This window comes from Prosthecobacter sp. (assembly GCF_044373815.1).
GTDB lineage: Bacteria > Verrucomicrobiota > Verrucomicrobiia > Verrucomicrobiales > Verrucomicrobiaceae > Prosthecobacter.
In genome coordinates this window covers 1-17,274 of record NZ_JBIPNG010000092.1, presented here as the reverse complement: position 1 = coordinate 17,274, position 17,274 = coordinate 1, and the positions used below count along the sequence as shown (strand labels likewise).

The window sequence follows — 17,274 nt, the reverse complement described above, 5'->3', positions numbered from 1 at the left end:
GCAAGGAAGGCCCTTTCCCTGTCCTCCACGTAATGGAGATAACCTGCAGGATCGATGAAGGGATTCGCATTACCCGTGCCCATCCGCGCATGCTTCGCCTCCATGCCATAGTAGCCGCCATGGGCTCCTAGAAACAGGTCCACCGGCAGCGCCTTCAGCACACGAAAAGTCTTCTCATAATCCGTCGCGATAGCCGGGTAATTCTTGTTGCCCACCAGCACGTAGCCGGGATTCACATTAGGACTGCCAATGATCACCGCATTCTGCGGCTTGCCCTTGTCCATCACCTGCATCGTCCACGTCGTGCAGCCGGGCGTATGCCCGGGCGTGAGATGTCCCACCAGCACCGCATCTCCGAGTTTGACCTCTTCGCCGTCCTTCAATCGACGGTCCACCTTCGCAGGCGGGAACTGCGTGTAGTCTCCCTTCCCGATCCGAGGCTTCTTCGCACCACCGTTTTCCACCGCGTCGGCGTCCTGCTCCATCACCCAATACTTCGCCCCCGTTTGCTTCAAGATCTCCGCGCTGCCCGCACAATGATCCGAATGCGCATGGCTGATGAGCAGGATGCGAATGTCAGTAAATTTAAATCCCAGCTTCTCCACGCTCGCACGGATCAGTGGCACGGATTCCTCCAGACTGCTGTTGATGAGCACCTGCCCCTGCGGAGTCGTGATCAGATAGGAGGCCAGATCACGCGACCCGACATAATACAGATTCCCCGCGATCCGGTGCGGCGGAAACGGCTCCGTCCAGCTCGACGTATTTTGTGCGGAAGCCAGGCTGCAGCCAAGAAGCAGCAGGATGGAGAAAAGGAGGTAAGAGCGGAGTTGGTTAATCATGGTTGGCCGTGGTTCCGAGAATCTTCATGCGCTGTTCGTTGTTCAGCTTTCGCATCGAGGCAACTTCCTGATGAAACGCCTCCAGATCGCCTCCTTTTTCCTTCAGCAGCCGTTCAAATCCCGGCACCATGTTATAATAAGTGGCGACAGTATTGAGGCGCGCATTGTTCCAGAACTTCGGCGCATGAATGATGTTGATCCGCGCAAGGGGGCTCCCGGTCGCCGCTTCCTTCAGCATGTCGTCAAAGACCCGCTGTTTGGCCAGCCTCTCTGTCTCGACGCTGCGATACGTGCGTGCATACACAGCCTTCAGCTTCTCGCGCGTGCTCAGCATCAGGTGGACGGATTCACGGCTCTTCTTCAGGTGTGCCTCATACTCGCGCAGCCCGCTGAGATTATTTTTCGAGCGCATCCAGCGCCTCACCCCCTCCTGCCCGTTAGCGGTGGCAAAGGCTTCGTTGAAATCGGTGTCACCGGGAATGAATACCTTGGCATGCGTCAGCTCATGAAAGATGAGCTCGGCCAGTTCACCATCGCTGCGATGCAGAAAGGTGTTCAGCACCGGGTCCGCCAGATAGCCCAGCGTCGAATAGGCCTCCACGCCGCCTACAAAAACATCATACCCCTTCTTTTTGAGCCGTGCCGCTTCCACAGCCGCATCTTTTTCGTTGAAAAAGCCGCGATACTTCAGGCTGCCCACCAGCGGGTACCACCACTTCTTGCTTTCAATGGAAAACTCCGGCGCGGCATACACCACCCACACCACAAAGGGTCTCTTGAGGTCGCAGTACTTGCCGAAACTCTTTGTCGGCAGATGCAGATCACTGGCGGCAAAGGCCCGCAGTTCCTCGATCAATTGCAGACGCTGCTTGACCTTTTCTGCCACGCTAGGATCCGCCAGCGCCACGGCATTGGGCCGCGATTTACGCCAGATTTCAGTCTGTCCGCTGATCGCCTGGGTGTAAAACTGCACCGTACTGCATGCGCACAAGCAGAGGAGGGGCAGCAATGCGAACCAGTTGCGTGTTTTCGTCATCCTGCCAGTGTAGGCAGATCACCACCAACCGACAAACAGCAATGTCCTTCATCCACGACGATTTTCTGCTCAGCACCAAGGCCGCCAGCCACCTGTACCACACCTTTGCCAAGGACGAGCCGATCCTGGACTACCACAATCACCTGCCGCCGAAGGACATCGCGGAAAACCGCCAGTTTAAAAATATCTTCGAAATCTGGCTCGAAGGCGACCACTACAAGTGGCGCGCAATGCGCTGCAACGGCGTCCCGGAAGAGTTCATCACCGGCAAGGCCAGCCCCCGCGACAAATTCCTCGCCTGGGCCAAGACCGTCCCCCACACGCTGCGCAACCCTCTCTATCACTGGACGCACCTCGAACTTAAGCGCTACTTCGGTATCGACACCCTGCTCGATGAAAAGTCCGCCCCCGCCATTTGGGAGCAGACCGCGGCCGCTCTGGCAAAGCCTGAAATGAGCGCCCGAGGCATCCTGCGCACGCAAAAAGTGAAGGCACTCTGCACCACGGACGATCCCATTGACGACCTTGCCCATCATCAAAAGTGCGCTGCCGACGGCTTTGAAGTCGGCGTCTATCCCACCTTCCGCCCGGACAAGTCCCTCGCAGTGCATCTCCCCGAAGCTTGGAATGCCTGGTGTGACAAACTCAGCGCCGCCAGCGGCATCGAAGTGAAGAGCTACGCCTCCCTTCTCGATGCCCTCAAACAACGCCATGACTTCTTCCACAGCGTAGGCGGTCGCTTGAGCGACCACGGCCTGAACTACTGCCACGCCAATTTCGTCAGCGACGCCGAAGCCGAGCGCATCTTCCAGAAAGCCCGCAGTGGCACTGCAGCCAGCGCGCAGGAGCAGGACCAGTTCGCCAGCAACATCATGCTCCACGTCGGGCGTCTCAATGCCTCACGCGGCTGGACCATGCAACTCCACCTCGGCCCCGTGCGCAACAACAACAGCCGCCTCGCCCGTGAGATCGGCGCAGACGTCGGCTGCGACAGCATCGGCGACTGGCCGCAGGCAGAAACCCTCTCCCGTTTCCTCGACCGCCTCGACACCGAGAACGCGCTGCCCAAGACCGTCCTCTACAACGTCAACCCCAACGCCAACTACGTCTTCGGCACCATGGCCGGCAATTTCGCCGACGGCACCACCCCCGGCAAAGTCCAGTTCGGCTCCGCCTGGTGGTTCGTCGATCAGAAGGAAGGCATGGAATGGCAGATCAATGCCCTCAGCAATCTCGGCCTCCTCAGCCGCTTCATCGGCATGCTCACAGACAGCCGCAGTTTCATGAGCTTCCCCCGCCACGAATACTTCCGCCGCACCCTCTGCAATCTTCTGGGCGCAGACGTCGAAGCCGGCCTCATCCCCAACGACGACGCCCTCGTCGGCACCATGGTCAAAAACATCTGCTACCCCAATGCCAAGGCGTATCTGGGACTCAAGGTGTCTTGATCAAGCTCATCGCTGCTTGTATCGGCCGCGTGCTTCTCGGTGATCCTCTAAAAGCGCCTGCTTCAACATCTGGGAATAGTTCCAGTGTTGAAGTGAGTCGAACGCCACGAACTGGTGGATGCAGATGATCATCCAAAACATGAACTGATAGCTCTGCTTGGAGCACTTATGTCGCAGCCGGCGCTGAGCCACCCACGCTCCAGGCCAGCCGCCGGCAAGCTCCAGCAGATGGAGATACGCCTCAGGAGTGCGCCACGCATTCGCACGCGCCTTGCGCTTGTCGCTTTGATACGCGGCATAGGTGATCCAAGATAAAACGCAGACATAGGCCGCCAGTTTCCACATCTCCCAGCCCATCTGCAGCCAGGCATAGGCGGGCAGCACCAGCAACGCACCCAGCAAGCACAGCCCCAGCAGGCTCACATTGGTGACTTCACGCACTTGAACGGCATTTTGGGCGCACGGACGACAATTCTTATCCAGCCCCCAGTTAAAGCGAATCTCCTCACCCACCTTCGGCTGGTGGTGAAACCTGGAAAAATCACGGCGATGCAGAAACAACCGTTTGTCACCGAATTGCAGCCAGCCAAACCCCTTGTCGGCATGCCATTCGATGACTCGGGCAGTGTATTCAGGCTTGCGCGTTTGGGCTGAAATCATGGAAAGGTGGCAGCTATCTGCCCCTGCATTTACCAAAGGGCAAGCCTCTCCGTTTGCAGACTGCCTACTCATTCCACCGCATCAGCAGCAGGGTCAGCACCGCACCACTGGTCCACAGCAGCCAGCTTTCAGTAACAAGGTAGGAGCATCCAAGCATCGCCGCACCCAGGCTCATTTTGACCACGGAGCCCACCGATTTGCCGTAGAGCAAGGCCGCCAGGCCGATAGCTCCGAAGATCAGGGAACCGAAGAAATCAGAGGCAGAAGGCATGTCCATCGGAACGCAGATTCATTCACCGGCCTTGCGCCTCTTTCCGCCTGCCAGCCAGCCCTTAGCAGGACTTGGCATGGAAGGAGAACACATGCAGGAAGGTCCGGGCGATGATCTCCAGATCAAGGTAGAACGACCAGTTCTGGCAGTATTCAATGTCCGAAGTCACGCGGTGCTTGATCTCGCTCGCATCATCCACCGGACCACGATGACCACGCACCTGGGCCAGCCCCGTCACGCCGGGCTTCACCGTGTGGCGCATCGCATACTGGCTGCATTCCATGGCAAACAGCACGTCATGCTCCGCCATGTGCGGCCGTGGCCCCACCACGGACATATCCCCCAGCAGCACATTCAGGAATTGCGGCATTTCATCAATGCTGAGCTTCCTCATCAGACCACCGCCAGTGAAGATACGCGAGTCATTGGCACGAGCTTGGACGCTTTCCTTGCCGTGATTCACCGTCATCGTGCGGAATTTGAAAATCTTGAACAACTGGCCATCCGCCCCCGAACGCGACTGCTTGAAGAAAAGCGGACCGGGCGAGAAAAACCTATGCACCAGCCACACTCCAGCGCACAGGAACGGGAGCACCAGTACCACCACCGGCAGGCTGATGGAAATATCCAGCACCCGCTTCAGGAAACGATGCGCAGGGCTGACCAGCGGATGCTTGTGCAGGCTGACGAGCTTCATATGGGAATATTCTGTGAGCTGCACGGAGCCCATGTCTCCCACGATCGGTTGCAGATCCACGGCCAGATGCGTCCCGTGCGATTCAGCAATCGCCCGGATTCGTTCCGTGCGCGCAGCGTCCGTCGGCAGGCGCCAGATCAGCAGGTTTGGGCGGCCACGTGTCAGGGCTTCCTCAAGTCGATGCTCCAGGAATGACTCCTGGCTGGCGTCTGTCTCGATGGCCAGCACATCGCAAAGATGAATACCCAGCATCGTTTTGTTGGAAAACCACTGCCGCGTCGCAGGCTCACCCGCCTCATCACACACCGCCAGGATGCGCAGCCGTGGTTGAATCTTGGCACCCAATACCTGGAGAAGCTTCATAAAGGCGATCTTTCCGATCATCAGACATGGCCCCAGCGTTAGCACAAACATCAGCAACAGCTTGCGTGACACATCGTAGTTCCGCCACATGCCCATGTAGATGAACAGCGTGAGCGCCAGGAACAAAACCTGCGCAGCGCAGATGCGCAGCTTACGGCCATTCAGCAGTTGAAACATGTAATGACCATCGCGTGACCAGATGAGGGTGTGCAGCAGCAGTCCGATGATGCCCAGCGCCAGCAGCACCCCTTCCTTCGCCGGGGGCGTCCAGTGCAGGCTGAGCGTGTCTGGCGGCATCAACTGGGATAAGACGAACGCTGCGATGTAGGCGCTGGCTACGGAAATTCCATCAACCAACACGAAAAAAGGTGTCCATCCTCGAACTCTTTGGCTTAGGGCGTCTTGCATGTGGAAAAATTCCACCGCGCAAACCATAAATTCCAGAATGTGGTGACTTACATTCCAATCAGTAATGCTTTAGGTCACCCTCAGACAAGTGGAAGTCAGCTCCCTCACTCCCGTGCCCGTGTGCGTTGCTCTTTTATATCGCGCCTCGATGTATTGGCGGATGTACTCGTCATCGCAAAAACGCTGCCCACCATGGCTGCAAAGAGGGGACGGATGGCATCGATCTGCAGTGGGAAATCCACCATGGCATGCAGCAGTACAGAAATAATCGCAGTGGAGAAGCAGATCAGTCCTGCCCGGCGCTCAAAAGACATCCGATAACGGCTGTCCTTTAAAAAAGCCTGTCGCAAAGCGTTGAACAAGCGTCTGCCCGGCCACGCCAGAAAAAGAACAAAGAAGCAAGCCCCCGGCCATCCCCATTCTGCAAAAAATTCAGCATAATCATTATGCGCATGCCGCCACCGCCCCTCCTGCAACATCGGGTCAAGTGGCGTATAGTGTGCTGCCACCCACTCAAAGGTCCCTGGCCCCGTCCCTGTCCAGCCATAATCGGCTCCGATCTGCAGCGCCATCAGCGCAGCATGCCGTCTGGCGGGATCATCAAAATGACGTTGCGAAAAATTGTCCCACCGCCCGAGCATGGCTCCGGCACCGCTCAGCCACGCACCAAGGACCAGCAGCCCCACGCCAATGAGGGCGAACAAGGCTAGTCTCTTCTTGCTAAACGGCAAAGTTTCAAAATGCGGTCTCCAAACCACAAAGCCCGCCACCAGCAAGAGCATCACCTCGAAAATCAATAAAAAATGCCCCACCTTTGAGATAACCACAAAAACTGCAATGATTTGGACCATCACAGCCACCACCAGAAAGGCCAGTGCCATCTGCTGACGAAAGGTCCGCAGTCCATGATGCAGCAGCAGCAGGCAAAGCCACAAGCCCACCGGCCAAGATAGATTTAAATACGCCGCTGTGTTGCCATGATACCAAAACAACCCAAAAACGAATTTAGGTATGTGCTTTACCTGCCATAACGCCGCAAGATCTGCAGACGTCTGAAGCCAGAGCCCCGCCACGGCCGTGACAAACCCTCCAAACGTCACCGCCATGGCCAAAACATACCGGCCCGTTCGCTCAAACGCAAAATCCAGCGCCACCACCAGCAGCATCAGCGCTGATGTTACAAAAACCATTGTCTGCACAGATATTTCTTGATCCAGCGTCCCAAAAGCAAGCCATGGGCTTTTGTCCAGATCGAGAATCGCACCGCTGCCCCGGTCCACCATCGCACTAGGGAAGCAGGTGACCACCCAGCCATAGGCGGTGATCAGAAAAGTCATCCACCACACAGCAGTCTCGTGCGGGCGGGGGGAATTCCATTCCAGAATCCTCGCCAGCAACCAGCAAACAAAAGCCATGAATGCCAGCCACGGAATTAAATCGTGCGTTGCCCCCGGCAGTTTCACATTGGCCCAGGGCAGAATGCAGATGCACAGCGCCACGACGGCGAGAGCAAGACTGCGAAGAATGATTGGAAGCGTAGCGATCCACCAGTGTGCCTCCATTCAGGCCTCCAGGTCAAGATTCAGAGAGCTTAACTAAACTAAGACATGTCTTACCGACATCTGAACCGTGAGTGAGTGGAGTTCTTCTAATACCAGCGGATTCTTATGGAAGTTCAGAAACAAGCTGGGGGGAGCAAAGACTCAACCAATGGCGGCAGCTTGTTTACATTTACTCACTGTTCATTACAGCATGCCCGCGTTGATTATGAAGCTGTCTTTTGACTCTGGTATCTCAAGGGCTGATCATACGCACTCCCTCCGAACCGCCGCCAAAAGCCTCCGTCTGCCTAAATTTTTGTCCTCAAAACCTAAACACGAGCATTAATCCATGAAAAAACGCATCCTCATCACTGGCGGAGCCGGGTTCCTCGGATCCCACCTCTGCGAACGCCTGCTGGAACAGGAAAACGAAATCATCTGTGCGGACAACCTCTTCACCGGGCGCAAGCAGAACATCGCCCACCTGCTGAGCAATCCCAACTTTGAGTTCATGCGGCATGACATCACGCAGCCCATCAACGTTGAAGTGGATCAAATCTACAACCTCGCCTGCCCCGCCTCGCCTCCCCATTATCAATACAACGCCATCAAGACCATCAAGACCTCGGTCATGGGTGCCATCAATGTCCTTGGACTGGCACGCCGTCTCCAGGCCCGGGTCTTTCAGGCCTCCACCTCGGAAATTTACGGTGATCCCGAGGTTCATCCCCAGCCGGAAAGCTACTGGGGCCACGTCAACACCATCGGCCCCCGCTCCTGCTATGACGAAGGCAAGCGTGTCGCTGAAACCCTCTTCTTTGACTACCACCGCCAGAACGGCGTGGACATCCGCGTCGTGCGCATCTTCAACACCTACGGTCCGCGCATGCTGCCGGATGACGGCCGCGTCGTCTCCAACTTCATTGTCCAGGCTCTCAAAGGCAACGACATCACCATCTATGGCGACGGCCAGCAGACCCGCAGCTTCTGCTATGTCGATGATTTGATCAGCGGTTTCATCAAGTTCATGGAAACCGACGACTTCACCGGTCCAGTCAACATCGGCAATCCCGGCGAATTCACCATGCTCGCCCTCGCCGAGCAGGTGCTCGCCAAAGTCGGCGGCAAATCCAAGATCGTCTTCCGCCCATTGCCCGCAGATGATCCCAAGCAGCGCCAGCCGGACATCACTCTCGCGAAAACACGCCTCGGCTGGGAGCCTAAAATCCCGTTGTCTGAAGGACTCGACCGCACCATTGCTTACTTCGCCCAACTGCTCGCAGGCCCGGCGGCAAAGCAACCTCGGCCGATGAAGGCCCCGTTGAAAAAACTGACCCTTAACTGATTTACCCGTTCTAAAAACCCTATGAGAATTTGTTGCATCGGCGCTGGCTATGTCGGCGGACCCACCATGGCGATGATCGCCGCCAAATGCCCTCACATCCGCGTCGATGTGGTGGACCTCAATGCCGAGCGTATCGCCGCCTGGAACTCCGACGAACTCCCCGTCTATGAGCCAGGACTCGATGACCTCGTGCGCGGCTCCCGTGGGAAAAATCTGTTCTTCTCCACCGAAGTCAAAACCAGCATCCACGAAGCCGACATCATCTTTGTGAGCGTGAACACGCCCACCAAGACCTTCGGTGTCGGAGCTCACAAGGCGGCGGATCTGCGCTTCATCGAAGCCGTGGCCCGCACCATCTCCGAAGTCGCTGATTCACCGAAAATCATCGTCGAAAAAAGCACCATCCCGGTGCGCACGGCGGAAGCCATCAAGACCATTCTCGCTTCCAGCGAAAAAGGCCTGCAGCATCAGGTGCTCTCCAATCCGGAGTTCCTCGCTGAAGGCACTGCAGTGGTTGACCTTACCAGCCCTGACCGCATCCTCATCGGCGGTGAGCAGACTGAGGGTGGACTGGCCGCCATTGAGGCACTCGTCAGCGTCTATGCCAACTGGGTGCCACGCGAGCGCATCTTGAAGACGAACCTCTGGTCCTCTGAGCTGTCCAAGCTCGTCGCCAACGCTTTCCTCGCTCAGCGCATCTCCTCCATCAACAGCATCTCCGCCCTTTGCGAAAAGACCGGTGCCGATGTGGATGAAGTCGCACGGGCCATTGGCTCCGACTCCCGCATCGGGCCAAAATTCCTCAAGGCTTCCGTCGGCTTCGGCGGCTCCTGCTTCCAGAAAGACGTGCTCAACCTCGTCTACCTCTGCGGTCATTTCGGGCTGCCAGAAGTCGCCGCCTATTGGGATCAGGTCATCATCATGAACGACTGGCAGAAGCATCGCTTCGCCGAGCGCGTGCTCCGCACCCTCTTCAACACCGTCACCGGCAAACGCATTGGCGTCCTGGGGTTCGCCTTCAAAAAAGACACCAACGACACCCGCGAATCCGCCGCCATCTTCGTCTGCCAAGATCTCATCGAGGAGCGCGCCAAGCTCTCCATCTACGATCCAAAGGTCGGCCCCGCCCAGATCTGCAAAGATCTCGCCATCGAAGGAGATCATCCGAATGTCGAGTTCGCCACCAGCGCCGCGCAAGCAGCTGCTGGCGCACACGCGCTTCTGGTGCTCACCGAGTGGGATGAGTTCCGCCAGCTCGACTTCGAAGCCATCTATGAGTCCATGGTGAAACCCGCCTGGATTTTCGACGGGCGCAGCCTCCTGGACCACGCGAAGCTCCGTCAGATCGGCTTCAAGGTTTACAGCATCGGCAAGCCGCTCCCTCAGGAAGTGACAGAATAAAAAGTGCGCCGGCCCGCACCGGGCCGGCAGCAGCAGCTTCCCAAGATGGAAGCCACGCATAGATCGTTGCAAACGCCCAGGCAGGACAAAAATCTGCCTGCCTGGGAAGCAACTTTGAGACTTTGAGTCAATGAACCAAGTCCTCTCCAAGATTGGCCAGGTTAAGGCCAACATCGACATCTCCGGCGCTTCCTCAGCGCGCTCTGCCAGTCTGCTCTGTGAACTGGTCGAACTGCAGCTCATGCAGAATGTGATGTATCAGCTGCCGCAGTCCCTGATGCCCTTCCGCCAGAAAATATTCTCGCACTATGGGCAGGACGGCATCATCGCAGAGATCTTCCGCCGCATTGGTGATGGCAGCAGGCGCTTCGTCGAAACAGGTGTCTCACCGGCGCAGAACAACACAAACCTGCTGCTGCTCAAAGGCTGGCGCGGCCTGTGGATCGATGCCGGGCTGGCCAAAGATGAAGGCCTTTCCACAAATCTTCAGATTCTGCTGCGTGAGGGCAAATTGAAAATCAGCCGCAAGCTGGTGAATCGTGACAACGGCCGCACGCTTCTCTCGAGCCGGGGATTCGCCGAGGATCTTGATCTCATCAGCATCGGCATCGATTACAACACGCATCACATCTTCACGGAGCTCCTGTCGCTCCAGCCGCGGATGTTCTGCGTCGCCTACAACGGCATGCTGCCGGCCGATCTCGACTGGGCCGCTCCTTATGATGCTAAAGCAGTGTGGGACGGCTCCACCTTGCACGGAGCCACGCTCGGCACCATCAGCGCCGCCGCCGAGGCTGGCGGTTATTCACTGGTCGGGTGCGAGCTCTCCGGCACTGATGCCTTCTTCGTGCGTCATGATTTGCTCCAAGGTCAATTTTTAAGGCCTGGAGACGCGATGTTCCATTGGGAGCCTCTGCGCATGCACCTTGGGCAGATGCAGCGGCATCGCAGCGCGATGCCCCTGCCAGCCTGATCAAAAACCGGGTCGTATGAAAATCGCCATCGCATCCCATGTGCATCCGACCGCCGTCGGTGGCATCGCCGCCTATCAGCGCGAACTCGTTGCCGGCCTGCAAAGCTTCAGCCGCATCAACGGAGAATCACTCAGCGTGCAGCAACTGCAGATGAATCTGAATGGCAACAGCGCTGCCTTGAAACGGTCCCGCTTGGTCAGCCAGTTCGCCTCTCGCGGCCCGCTGCTGCGTCTGGCAGACAGTCTGAGCCGTGTGATGCACCATCATCCGTCCTGGACCTTGGCCGTGAACACAGCGGATGTCCTTCACTTCATCGGCACCGGCTCGGAAATCACAGGGCATCCGCTCTGGCGCGAAGCACGCGAGGCGGAGGTCCCCTTCACCGTCTGGCCTGCCTTGCATCCGGAAAATTGCGCAGAGGAAGCTTTCGACCTGCAGCTTTATCAAGAAGCAGAAGCCGTCTTTTGCCAGTCTGATCATGAGCGCGAACTCCTCATCTCAAGAGGTGTCGCTGCCAGCAGACTGATCCGCTGCGGCCTGCCGCCGATGTGCCATCCGAACGGCACCGGCACACGCCTCCGCTCCAAGCTCGGCATCGGCATGCGTCCTGTCGTGCTGTTTGTGGGGCGTCGTGATGAAGGCAAAGGCTACCCCGCCCTGCTTGAAGCCTGGCCGCTGGTGTTGCGCCAATGCCCGGATGCAGTGCTGCTCCTCGCCGGACCTGGTGACGCCGATGAATCCAGACTCGCCCAAATTTCACCCGAGAACGTTCGCGATCTCGGCTGCCCATCGGAACAGGACAAGGCAGACGCCTACGCTGCATGCGACGTCTTTTGCCTTCCTTCAGCCTGCGAATCCTTCGGGATTGTGTACGTGGAGGCCTGGTCCTACGGCAAACCAGTCATTTGTGGAACCGCTCCAGCAAGCCGAGAACTTGTGGAGCATGGTGTCACAGGTGTGTGGGCTGATCAACAGCCGCAGCAATTGTCTCATAGCCTGCTGCGGCTGTTGATGCACCCGGACCAGCGCCACCGCATCGGCCTCGCAGGCCTGCGTCATCAGCTGATGAATTTCACGACCGAACAAATGGTCGGCGGCCATCTGAAGGCATGGAAGATCACGGCACCAAAGTACTAAGCATGGAAGCCTCCCCGGAAACAACCACCGCACCAGGCCAGAGCCTGCGCCTGCCATTGCTGAAAGGCGTGTGCATGCATCAGGTTCGCCGCATCGTGGGCCTCATCGCCTCGTATGCTTCGCTCAGCATCCTCAGTCGCGTCGTGCAGATGATCACCGCGTTTCTGGTCGTGCGCTCGCTTGCCAAAACAGAATACGCATGGTACTCGCTGGCCAACAATCTGGTGAGCGCTCTTGGCATGTTCACCATCACTGGCATCAGCACCGGGCTGATGCCGCTGGCAGGAGAGGCCGCGCATGACCGTCTGCGCCTTGGCACAGTGCTTTCCTCCGCCGCACGTTTCCGCAGCTCGCTGCTGATTTTCGGCTCTTTGGCGGGCCTTCCTGTGTTTGCCTATATGCTGCTTCACAGCAACTGTTCCCCCCTCAAAACGGCGGCACTTGTGGCTGCGGCAGTGGTTTCAGTCAGGACGACAATCTCCTCCCAGATGATGAGCACACCCCTGAGTCTGGCGCGCTGCTACAATGTGCCAGAATGGGAAACGATCATGAACTCTACAATGCGACTAGTGTTCATTGTCGGTCTTGTGTTCGCAGGCCTAGCGGATGCGGTGACTTTGATGCTCATCACAGTTCTGGCACCTCTGCCGACGGTTTTTGGCTGGCTTCTGCCAAAAGCACGCCAGCATGCGGCATTCGATCAGCCACCCGACCCTGCGGTGACCAGACGGCTTAAAAAACATTTCCTCGTGGGACTGCCCGCGAGCATGACCTATCTTTTCGAAGCACAGATCGCGGCCTTCATCGTGGGCTGGATGGGAAATATAGACAAGGTGGCAGATCTCGGCGCGATCAGCCGTGTATCCCTGATCCTTCAAGTGCCGCTGGCTATTGCCTGTGGCATCCTGCTTCCCCGCATGTCAGCCGAGCAAAATCGGCAGCGCCTTTGGAAGATGTGGACTTCGTGCAGTCTGCTTTCGGTGGTCATCGGAGTGGGAATCGTCGCGAGTGGCTGGCTGCTTCGGCATCCGATGCTCTACCTGCTGGGCCCTGAATATTCCGGGCTTCAAAATGAACTGATGCTGTATCTTGGATTTCAGGCCTTCTCCTTTTTCGTAACCGTCTGCGGCATGCCCATTCAATCGAAGGGCTGGGTGCGCCACTCCTGGGCCCGTCCGGTGATGGTGTTTGGCTGCCAGGCATTGGCCGCCTGCTTCCTCGATCTCTCCACTGTTACCGGTGCCATCTGGCTGATGTGGGCCGGTTCTTTGGGGAACACCCTCATGAATGCTTTTCTCCTGTTCAACGGCTGGCGCGGGCGCGCCGGAATCTGACTGCTTATGAAAATTGCTATCGCATCCTGCACTCACCCGGCCTCGGTCGGCGGCCTTGCCGCTTATCAGCGCGAGCTTGCATCTGGCCTGCAGAAACTTTGTAGTGTGGATGGAAAATTCGTGAGTGTGCAACAAGTACAGACCAGCCTAGCCTGCAGCAGGCCAAACGGTGCTGAAACGCTGAACTGGCCGGTTACGGACCTTATGGCGCTCTCGGCCTGGAAAAAACAGCACAAGTTTTTCATGCGAGTGGCAACTAAAAGATTGCTGGTGGGACTGGCCGACAAACTTAGCTGTGCGATGAACACCAAACCCTCTTGGAAATCAGCCTTGGCAGGTGTGGATGCCCTGCATTTTGTTGGCACAGGGTGGGACATCATCGGCTATCCGCTATGGCGCGAGGCGCGTGCCGCCGGGGTTCCTTTCACTATCTGGCCAGCAGTGCATCCCGATTCCTGGGGGGACGACATGTTTGATATACGCCTGTATCAAAAGGCCGACACAATTTTCTGCCAATCCGACTATGAACGGAATCACCTGGCAGCACGCGGTGTTGCTACGGAAAAACTGGCGCGCTGCGGCCTGCCGCCGATGTGCCATCAATCTGACAACAGCCAAGAATTTAGGCGAAAGTTAGATATTGGAGAACGTCTTTCGGTCCTATTTCTTGGACGTCGTGACGTAGGCAAAGGCTACCCCGCACTTCTGGAAGCATGGCCTCTCGTCTTGGAAAAATGTCCCGAGGCGGTGTTGATACTGGCCGGACCAGGGCCTGTGGATGAGGCACGCCTGGCAAAGTTTCCAGCCAGCGCACTGAGAGATCTTGGCTGCCCCAGCGAACAGCAGAAGGCGGACGCCTATGCAGCCTGCGATGCATTTTGCCTGCCCTCGGCACACGAATCTTTCGGGATCGTATATGTGGAGGCCTGGTCCTTTGGTAAACCGGTGGTATGCGGTACAGCACCGGCCAGCCGCGAACTCGTGGAAGACAATGTCACAGGTTTGTGGGCTAATCAGCAGCCACAGCAATTAGCGAACAACTTGTTGCGGCTGCTGATGAACCACGACTACCGCCACTCCCTCGGTGCGGCTGGCCTTCACAGACAGCTATCGAGCTTCACCGTTGAAAGCATGGTCAATCAGCACCTTTCGGCATGGCAGACCACTGCTCTGAACTGATTAAATTAGCTCGAAGTCGCACCAGACCTGCGAGATGCCGCCCAATGGAAATGAATGCACCCTTTTCGTTGTCAGCTCTGCCTCATCAGCGAACCCCTAAAATCTAAATTTGCCCTCTCAAAACCATGGAATCTGTCATGACCACGCTCTGCCTTTCTAATGCTAAAATGGAGAGCTCACAAAGGCCCGCCGCTAGAAGTCCTGAGCGCTTTGAAGGGCTCACTCTCATTCGAATGGCGGCGGCCTTTTATGTCGTGTTTCACCACATGACCGCAGATAACCTGAAGCCAGCTCCGACGTTGGTGGCTTATGTATCAGATCAGGCAAACGATATTGGCTGGAGCGTTCCTTTCTTTTTGCTTCTGGCAGGTTTTTTGATGGCCCGCTCCATTGATGGCGGCGTTCCAGCCCAGGTTTCCGCTAGATGTATCAAGTCAGCACGTCGGGTCTTGTGGCTCTGGCTTGGCTGGTCTGTCATTTATTTACTGAACCCACCTTTGAAAGCACTGTACCAACTCGACATGAACGGTATGGCTCGGCATTACACTGAATTTCTGGCATCTTCTTGGCCACACATGATTTGGGTGGGGACCAGCTTTCACCTGTGGTTTTCTGCTTCCTTGCTAATGGCTTGGCTCTTGATAGCCTTTTTTGCCAGAATACATTCAGGATTTGCGATGTCACTAGTCAGAGATTCCAGAGCAGCACTGAAATTTGGGGCTGGGTTGGCCTTGCTGGCAGGAGTGGCCATCTGGCATATGCCGCAGCATCCAGTGTCCGGTCTTGAAATAGGTCTTGAGGTTCTAGTTGTTCATGCGCTGCTGCCGTTTTCATATGTGCTTGTAGGATCTTTGCTATGGCAGTATCGTTCTCTGCTCGCCAACTGGAAGACCATTGTTTGCCTAATCTGCCTTGCCACTGTTTTGCGTTTAATTGAAACGGAGTGGCTCGAGCTTGACCTGAAAAGCCCGGGCCCTCGAAGGCTATATGCCAGCAACATGCTTTTCGGCTCGGCCGCACTGGCCGTCGGATTGCTGATACCTTTAAAAAAAACCCTCTCAGGAATCTGGCTTGTGACGCCGGGAATTTATTGTGTCCATTTACTCGTGCTTAGCAGACTGGAAGCAATACACGGCCCCCTGCACAATTGGATCGAACAACTTTGCGCACTTCTTGCCGTTTTCATTGTATCCACGGCATGCTCTTTTGCTCTAAGCCGTTTCAAGACCACAAGTGTCCTATCTACATGACACCGTGCCGCTCCTGAGCCAGGACTTGGTGGTGGCCACTCTTGGCATTGGAATGAATCCTAAAGTTATCCAACGATTGCGCTCAATCTTGAATGTTTCCTGCGCGCACATGCTGTTATTTAACCGCCTAGAAATACCATTCAAAGAGTACCCCCATCCGCTGGGCTGAGCATTTTAATGGCCCACTTTAAATACCCTGTTTGTAAGGCGCTTTCTCCCTGATCCAGGGTTTTGTATTTCTAACTTTGAAGCTGTACGACTTATAGACATGACGACATTCGCATCCATCATTATTCCCACCTGCGACCGCATCAACGACCTTCAACGCTGCCTTGAACGCATCCTTCCCCAGCTTCCATTTGACGGCAGCGTTGAAGTGCTGGTCACAGATGATGGTTCGAGCACAAATGTACAGACCATGGTTCATTCAGTGATGCCCGCCGCACGCTGGGTGCGTGGCCCACGTAGAGGCCCCGCTGCCAATCGCAACTCTGCAGCAAGGATGGCCACTGCTGAGTGGCTCATCTTCATCGACGATGATTGCCTTCCTGACATGACATGTGTACACGCCTATCTGAAGGCGATGCGCGAGGACTCCTCCCAGGTGTTCGTGCTCGAAGGAGCCATCCGCCGCTCCCCCAGCCCCCCTTCGTTGCTATGGGAGGCACCGGAAAACCTCAAAGAACACGGCCACCTTACCTGCTCATGCAACTTCGCAATCCGTGCGGAAACCTTCCACATGATCGAAGGATTTGATGAGCGTTACGTGGCCGGAGTGTATGCCGAGGACACCGATCTAAGCGCCCGCCTTTCAAGCGCTGGTTATTCTGTGAAGTTTCTTCCAGAGGCCTCCGTCGAGCATCCTATTCGCCTAATGCCAAATGCCCACAGACTGGCGAAGCGTTGGGAGGGAAAGGTCATCTTCGCTTTTGATCAGGGCGCCCCCTGGCTGACAATTAGTTGGCGGCTGCCTTGGCACGTGCTAAGGGTGATTCAGTCACGGTTCCGCAACCAGCCGTGGTCTCGAGAAAACCGCAGAGCGCTAGCTCTTTTCCTAGGCGAGTTGTTATTGGTAATATACCACACTCCGGCATGGGTATACAAGTGGGTAAGAAGGCCGCGCAGCCGCTACTGGATCACCAATAAGTTGCCCGTGGCTAAATTCGGTTTCTGAAACCATCACCGATAAAAGATATTTTAGACCTTTTATCTTCCCACCAATGTCAGCTGTATTTCATAAAATCGTCCGTCGTCTTCAGCTGCTAGAGTCACCCATGTCAAGGCTGCGTCGGCTGCAACTCCGCCTTCTCGGAGCTTCGATCGGCAAAGGCACATTTCTACCCCGTTTGCAGGCGACCTGGCCACACCAAATCCGTCTCGGCCGCGAA

The 17,274-nt window shown here is 56.6% G+C and carries 14 protein-coding genes and 1 pseudogene; 9 read left to right on the top strand and 6 right to left on the bottom strand.

All coding sequences use genetic code 11. The annotated features are described in order from the left end of the window. Positions 1-62 precede the first annotated feature (62 nt). Positions 63-842: pseudogene (gene bla, locus ACIREA_RS10255) on the bottom strand (subclass B3 metallo-beta-lactamase); the annotation flags it as partial. Next, positions 835-1,878, bottom strand: a complete 1,044-nt coding sequence (locus ACIREA_RS10250; protein ID WP_397382177.1) for an aminopeptidase — start codon at positions 1,876-1,878, stop codon at positions 835-837. The pseudogene bla and the gene ACIREA_RS10250, both read right to left, overlap by 8 nt. A 41-nt stretch (positions 1,879-1,919) precedes the next feature. Between ACIREA_RS10250 and uxaC the strand changes: the two genes are divergently transcribed. Beyond that, complete coding sequence (uxaC, locus tag ACIREA_RS10245; RefSeq protein WP_397382176.1) at positions 1,920-3,326, top strand: glucuronate isomerase; 1,407 nt, start codon at positions 1,920-1,922, stop codon at positions 3,324-3,326. A gap of 6 nt (positions 3,327-3,332) precedes the next feature. On the opposite strand, the gene ACIREA_RS10240 is transcribed toward uxaC, so the two are convergent. From ACIREA_RS10240 to ACIREA_RS10225, 4 genes are all read right to left on the bottom strand, one after another. Then, positions 3,333-3,986 carry a DUF1294 domain-containing protein gene (locus tag ACIREA_RS10240; protein ID WP_397382175.1) on the bottom strand — a complete coding sequence of 218 codons (654 nt, stop codon included), beginning with the start codon at positions 3,984-3,986 and terminating at the stop codon, positions 3,333-3,335. A gap of 64 nt (positions 3,987-4,050) precedes the next feature. After that, complete coding sequence (locus ACIREA_RS10235; RefSeq protein WP_397382174.1) at positions 4,051-4,257, bottom strand: hypothetical protein; 207 nt, start codon at positions 4,255-4,257, stop codon at positions 4,051-4,053. A 61-nt stretch (positions 4,258-4,318) separates the two neighbouring features. Further along, on the bottom strand, positions 4,319-5,614 hold the full coding sequence (locus tag ACIREA_RS10230; protein ID WP_397382173.1) for a sugar transferase: 1,296 nt from the start codon (positions 5,612-5,614) through the stop codon (positions 4,319-4,321). 215 nt (positions 5,615-5,829) lie between these two features. Further along, a complete protein-coding gene (locus ACIREA_RS10225) occupies positions 5,830-7,287 on the bottom strand; it encodes an O-antigen ligase family protein (RefSeq protein ID WP_397382172.1) in 1,458 nt (485 codons plus the stop codon). 328 nt (positions 7,288-7,615) lie between these two features. Here ACIREA_RS10225 and ACIREA_RS10220 point away from each other — a divergent pair, with 328 nt between their 5' ends. From ACIREA_RS10220 to ACIREA_RS10185, 8 genes are all read left to right on the top strand, one after another. Then, on the top strand, positions 7,616-8,611 hold the full coding sequence (locus tag ACIREA_RS10220) for a UDP-glucuronic acid decarboxylase family protein (RefSeq protein WP_397382171.1): 996 nt from the start codon (positions 7,616-7,618) through the stop codon (positions 8,609-8,611). A gap of 21 nt (positions 8,612-8,632) precedes the next feature. Further along, entirely contained in the window at positions 8,633-10,012 is a 1,380-nt protein-coding gene (locus ACIREA_RS10215) for a UDP-glucose 6-dehydrogenase (protein ID WP_397382170.1), read from the top strand. A 130-nt stretch (positions 10,013-10,142) separates the two neighbouring features. Beyond that, positions 10,143-10,985: a hypothetical protein gene (locus tag ACIREA_RS10210; protein WP_397382169.1), complete on the top strand. Its 843-nt coding sequence runs from the start codon at positions 10,143-10,145 to the stop codon at positions 10,983-10,985. 16 nt (positions 10,986-11,001) lie between these two features. Beyond that, positions 11,002-12,123, top strand: coding sequence for a glycosyltransferase family 4 protein (locus tag ACIREA_RS10205; protein ID WP_397382168.1), 1,122 nt, complete (start codon positions 11,002-11,004; stop codon positions 12,121-12,123). A 2-nt stretch (positions 12,124-12,125) separates the two neighbouring features. After that, entirely contained in the window at positions 12,126-13,457 is a 1,332-nt protein-coding gene (locus ACIREA_RS10200; protein ID WP_397382167.1) for a lipopolysaccharide biosynthesis protein, read from the top strand. A gap of 6 nt (positions 13,458-13,463) precedes the next feature. Continuing rightward, positions 13,464-14,636, top strand: coding sequence for a glycosyltransferase family 4 protein (locus ACIREA_RS10195; protein ID WP_397382166.1), 1,173 nt, complete (start codon positions 13,464-13,466; stop codon positions 14,634-14,636). 137 nt (positions 14,637-14,773) lie between these two features. Next, a complete protein-coding gene (locus ACIREA_RS10190) occupies positions 14,774-15,886 on the top strand; it encodes an acyltransferase family protein (RefSeq protein ID WP_397382165.1) in 1,113 nt (370 codons plus the stop codon). Between the two features lie 268 nt (positions 15,887-16,154). Then, positions 16,155-17,060 (top strand): glycosyltransferase family 2 protein, encoded by a 906-nt coding sequence (locus tag ACIREA_RS10185; RefSeq protein WP_397382164.1) that lies wholly within the window; start codon positions 16,155-16,157, stop codon positions 17,058-17,060. The last annotated feature ends 214 nt before the right edge of the window (positions 17,061-17,274 follow it).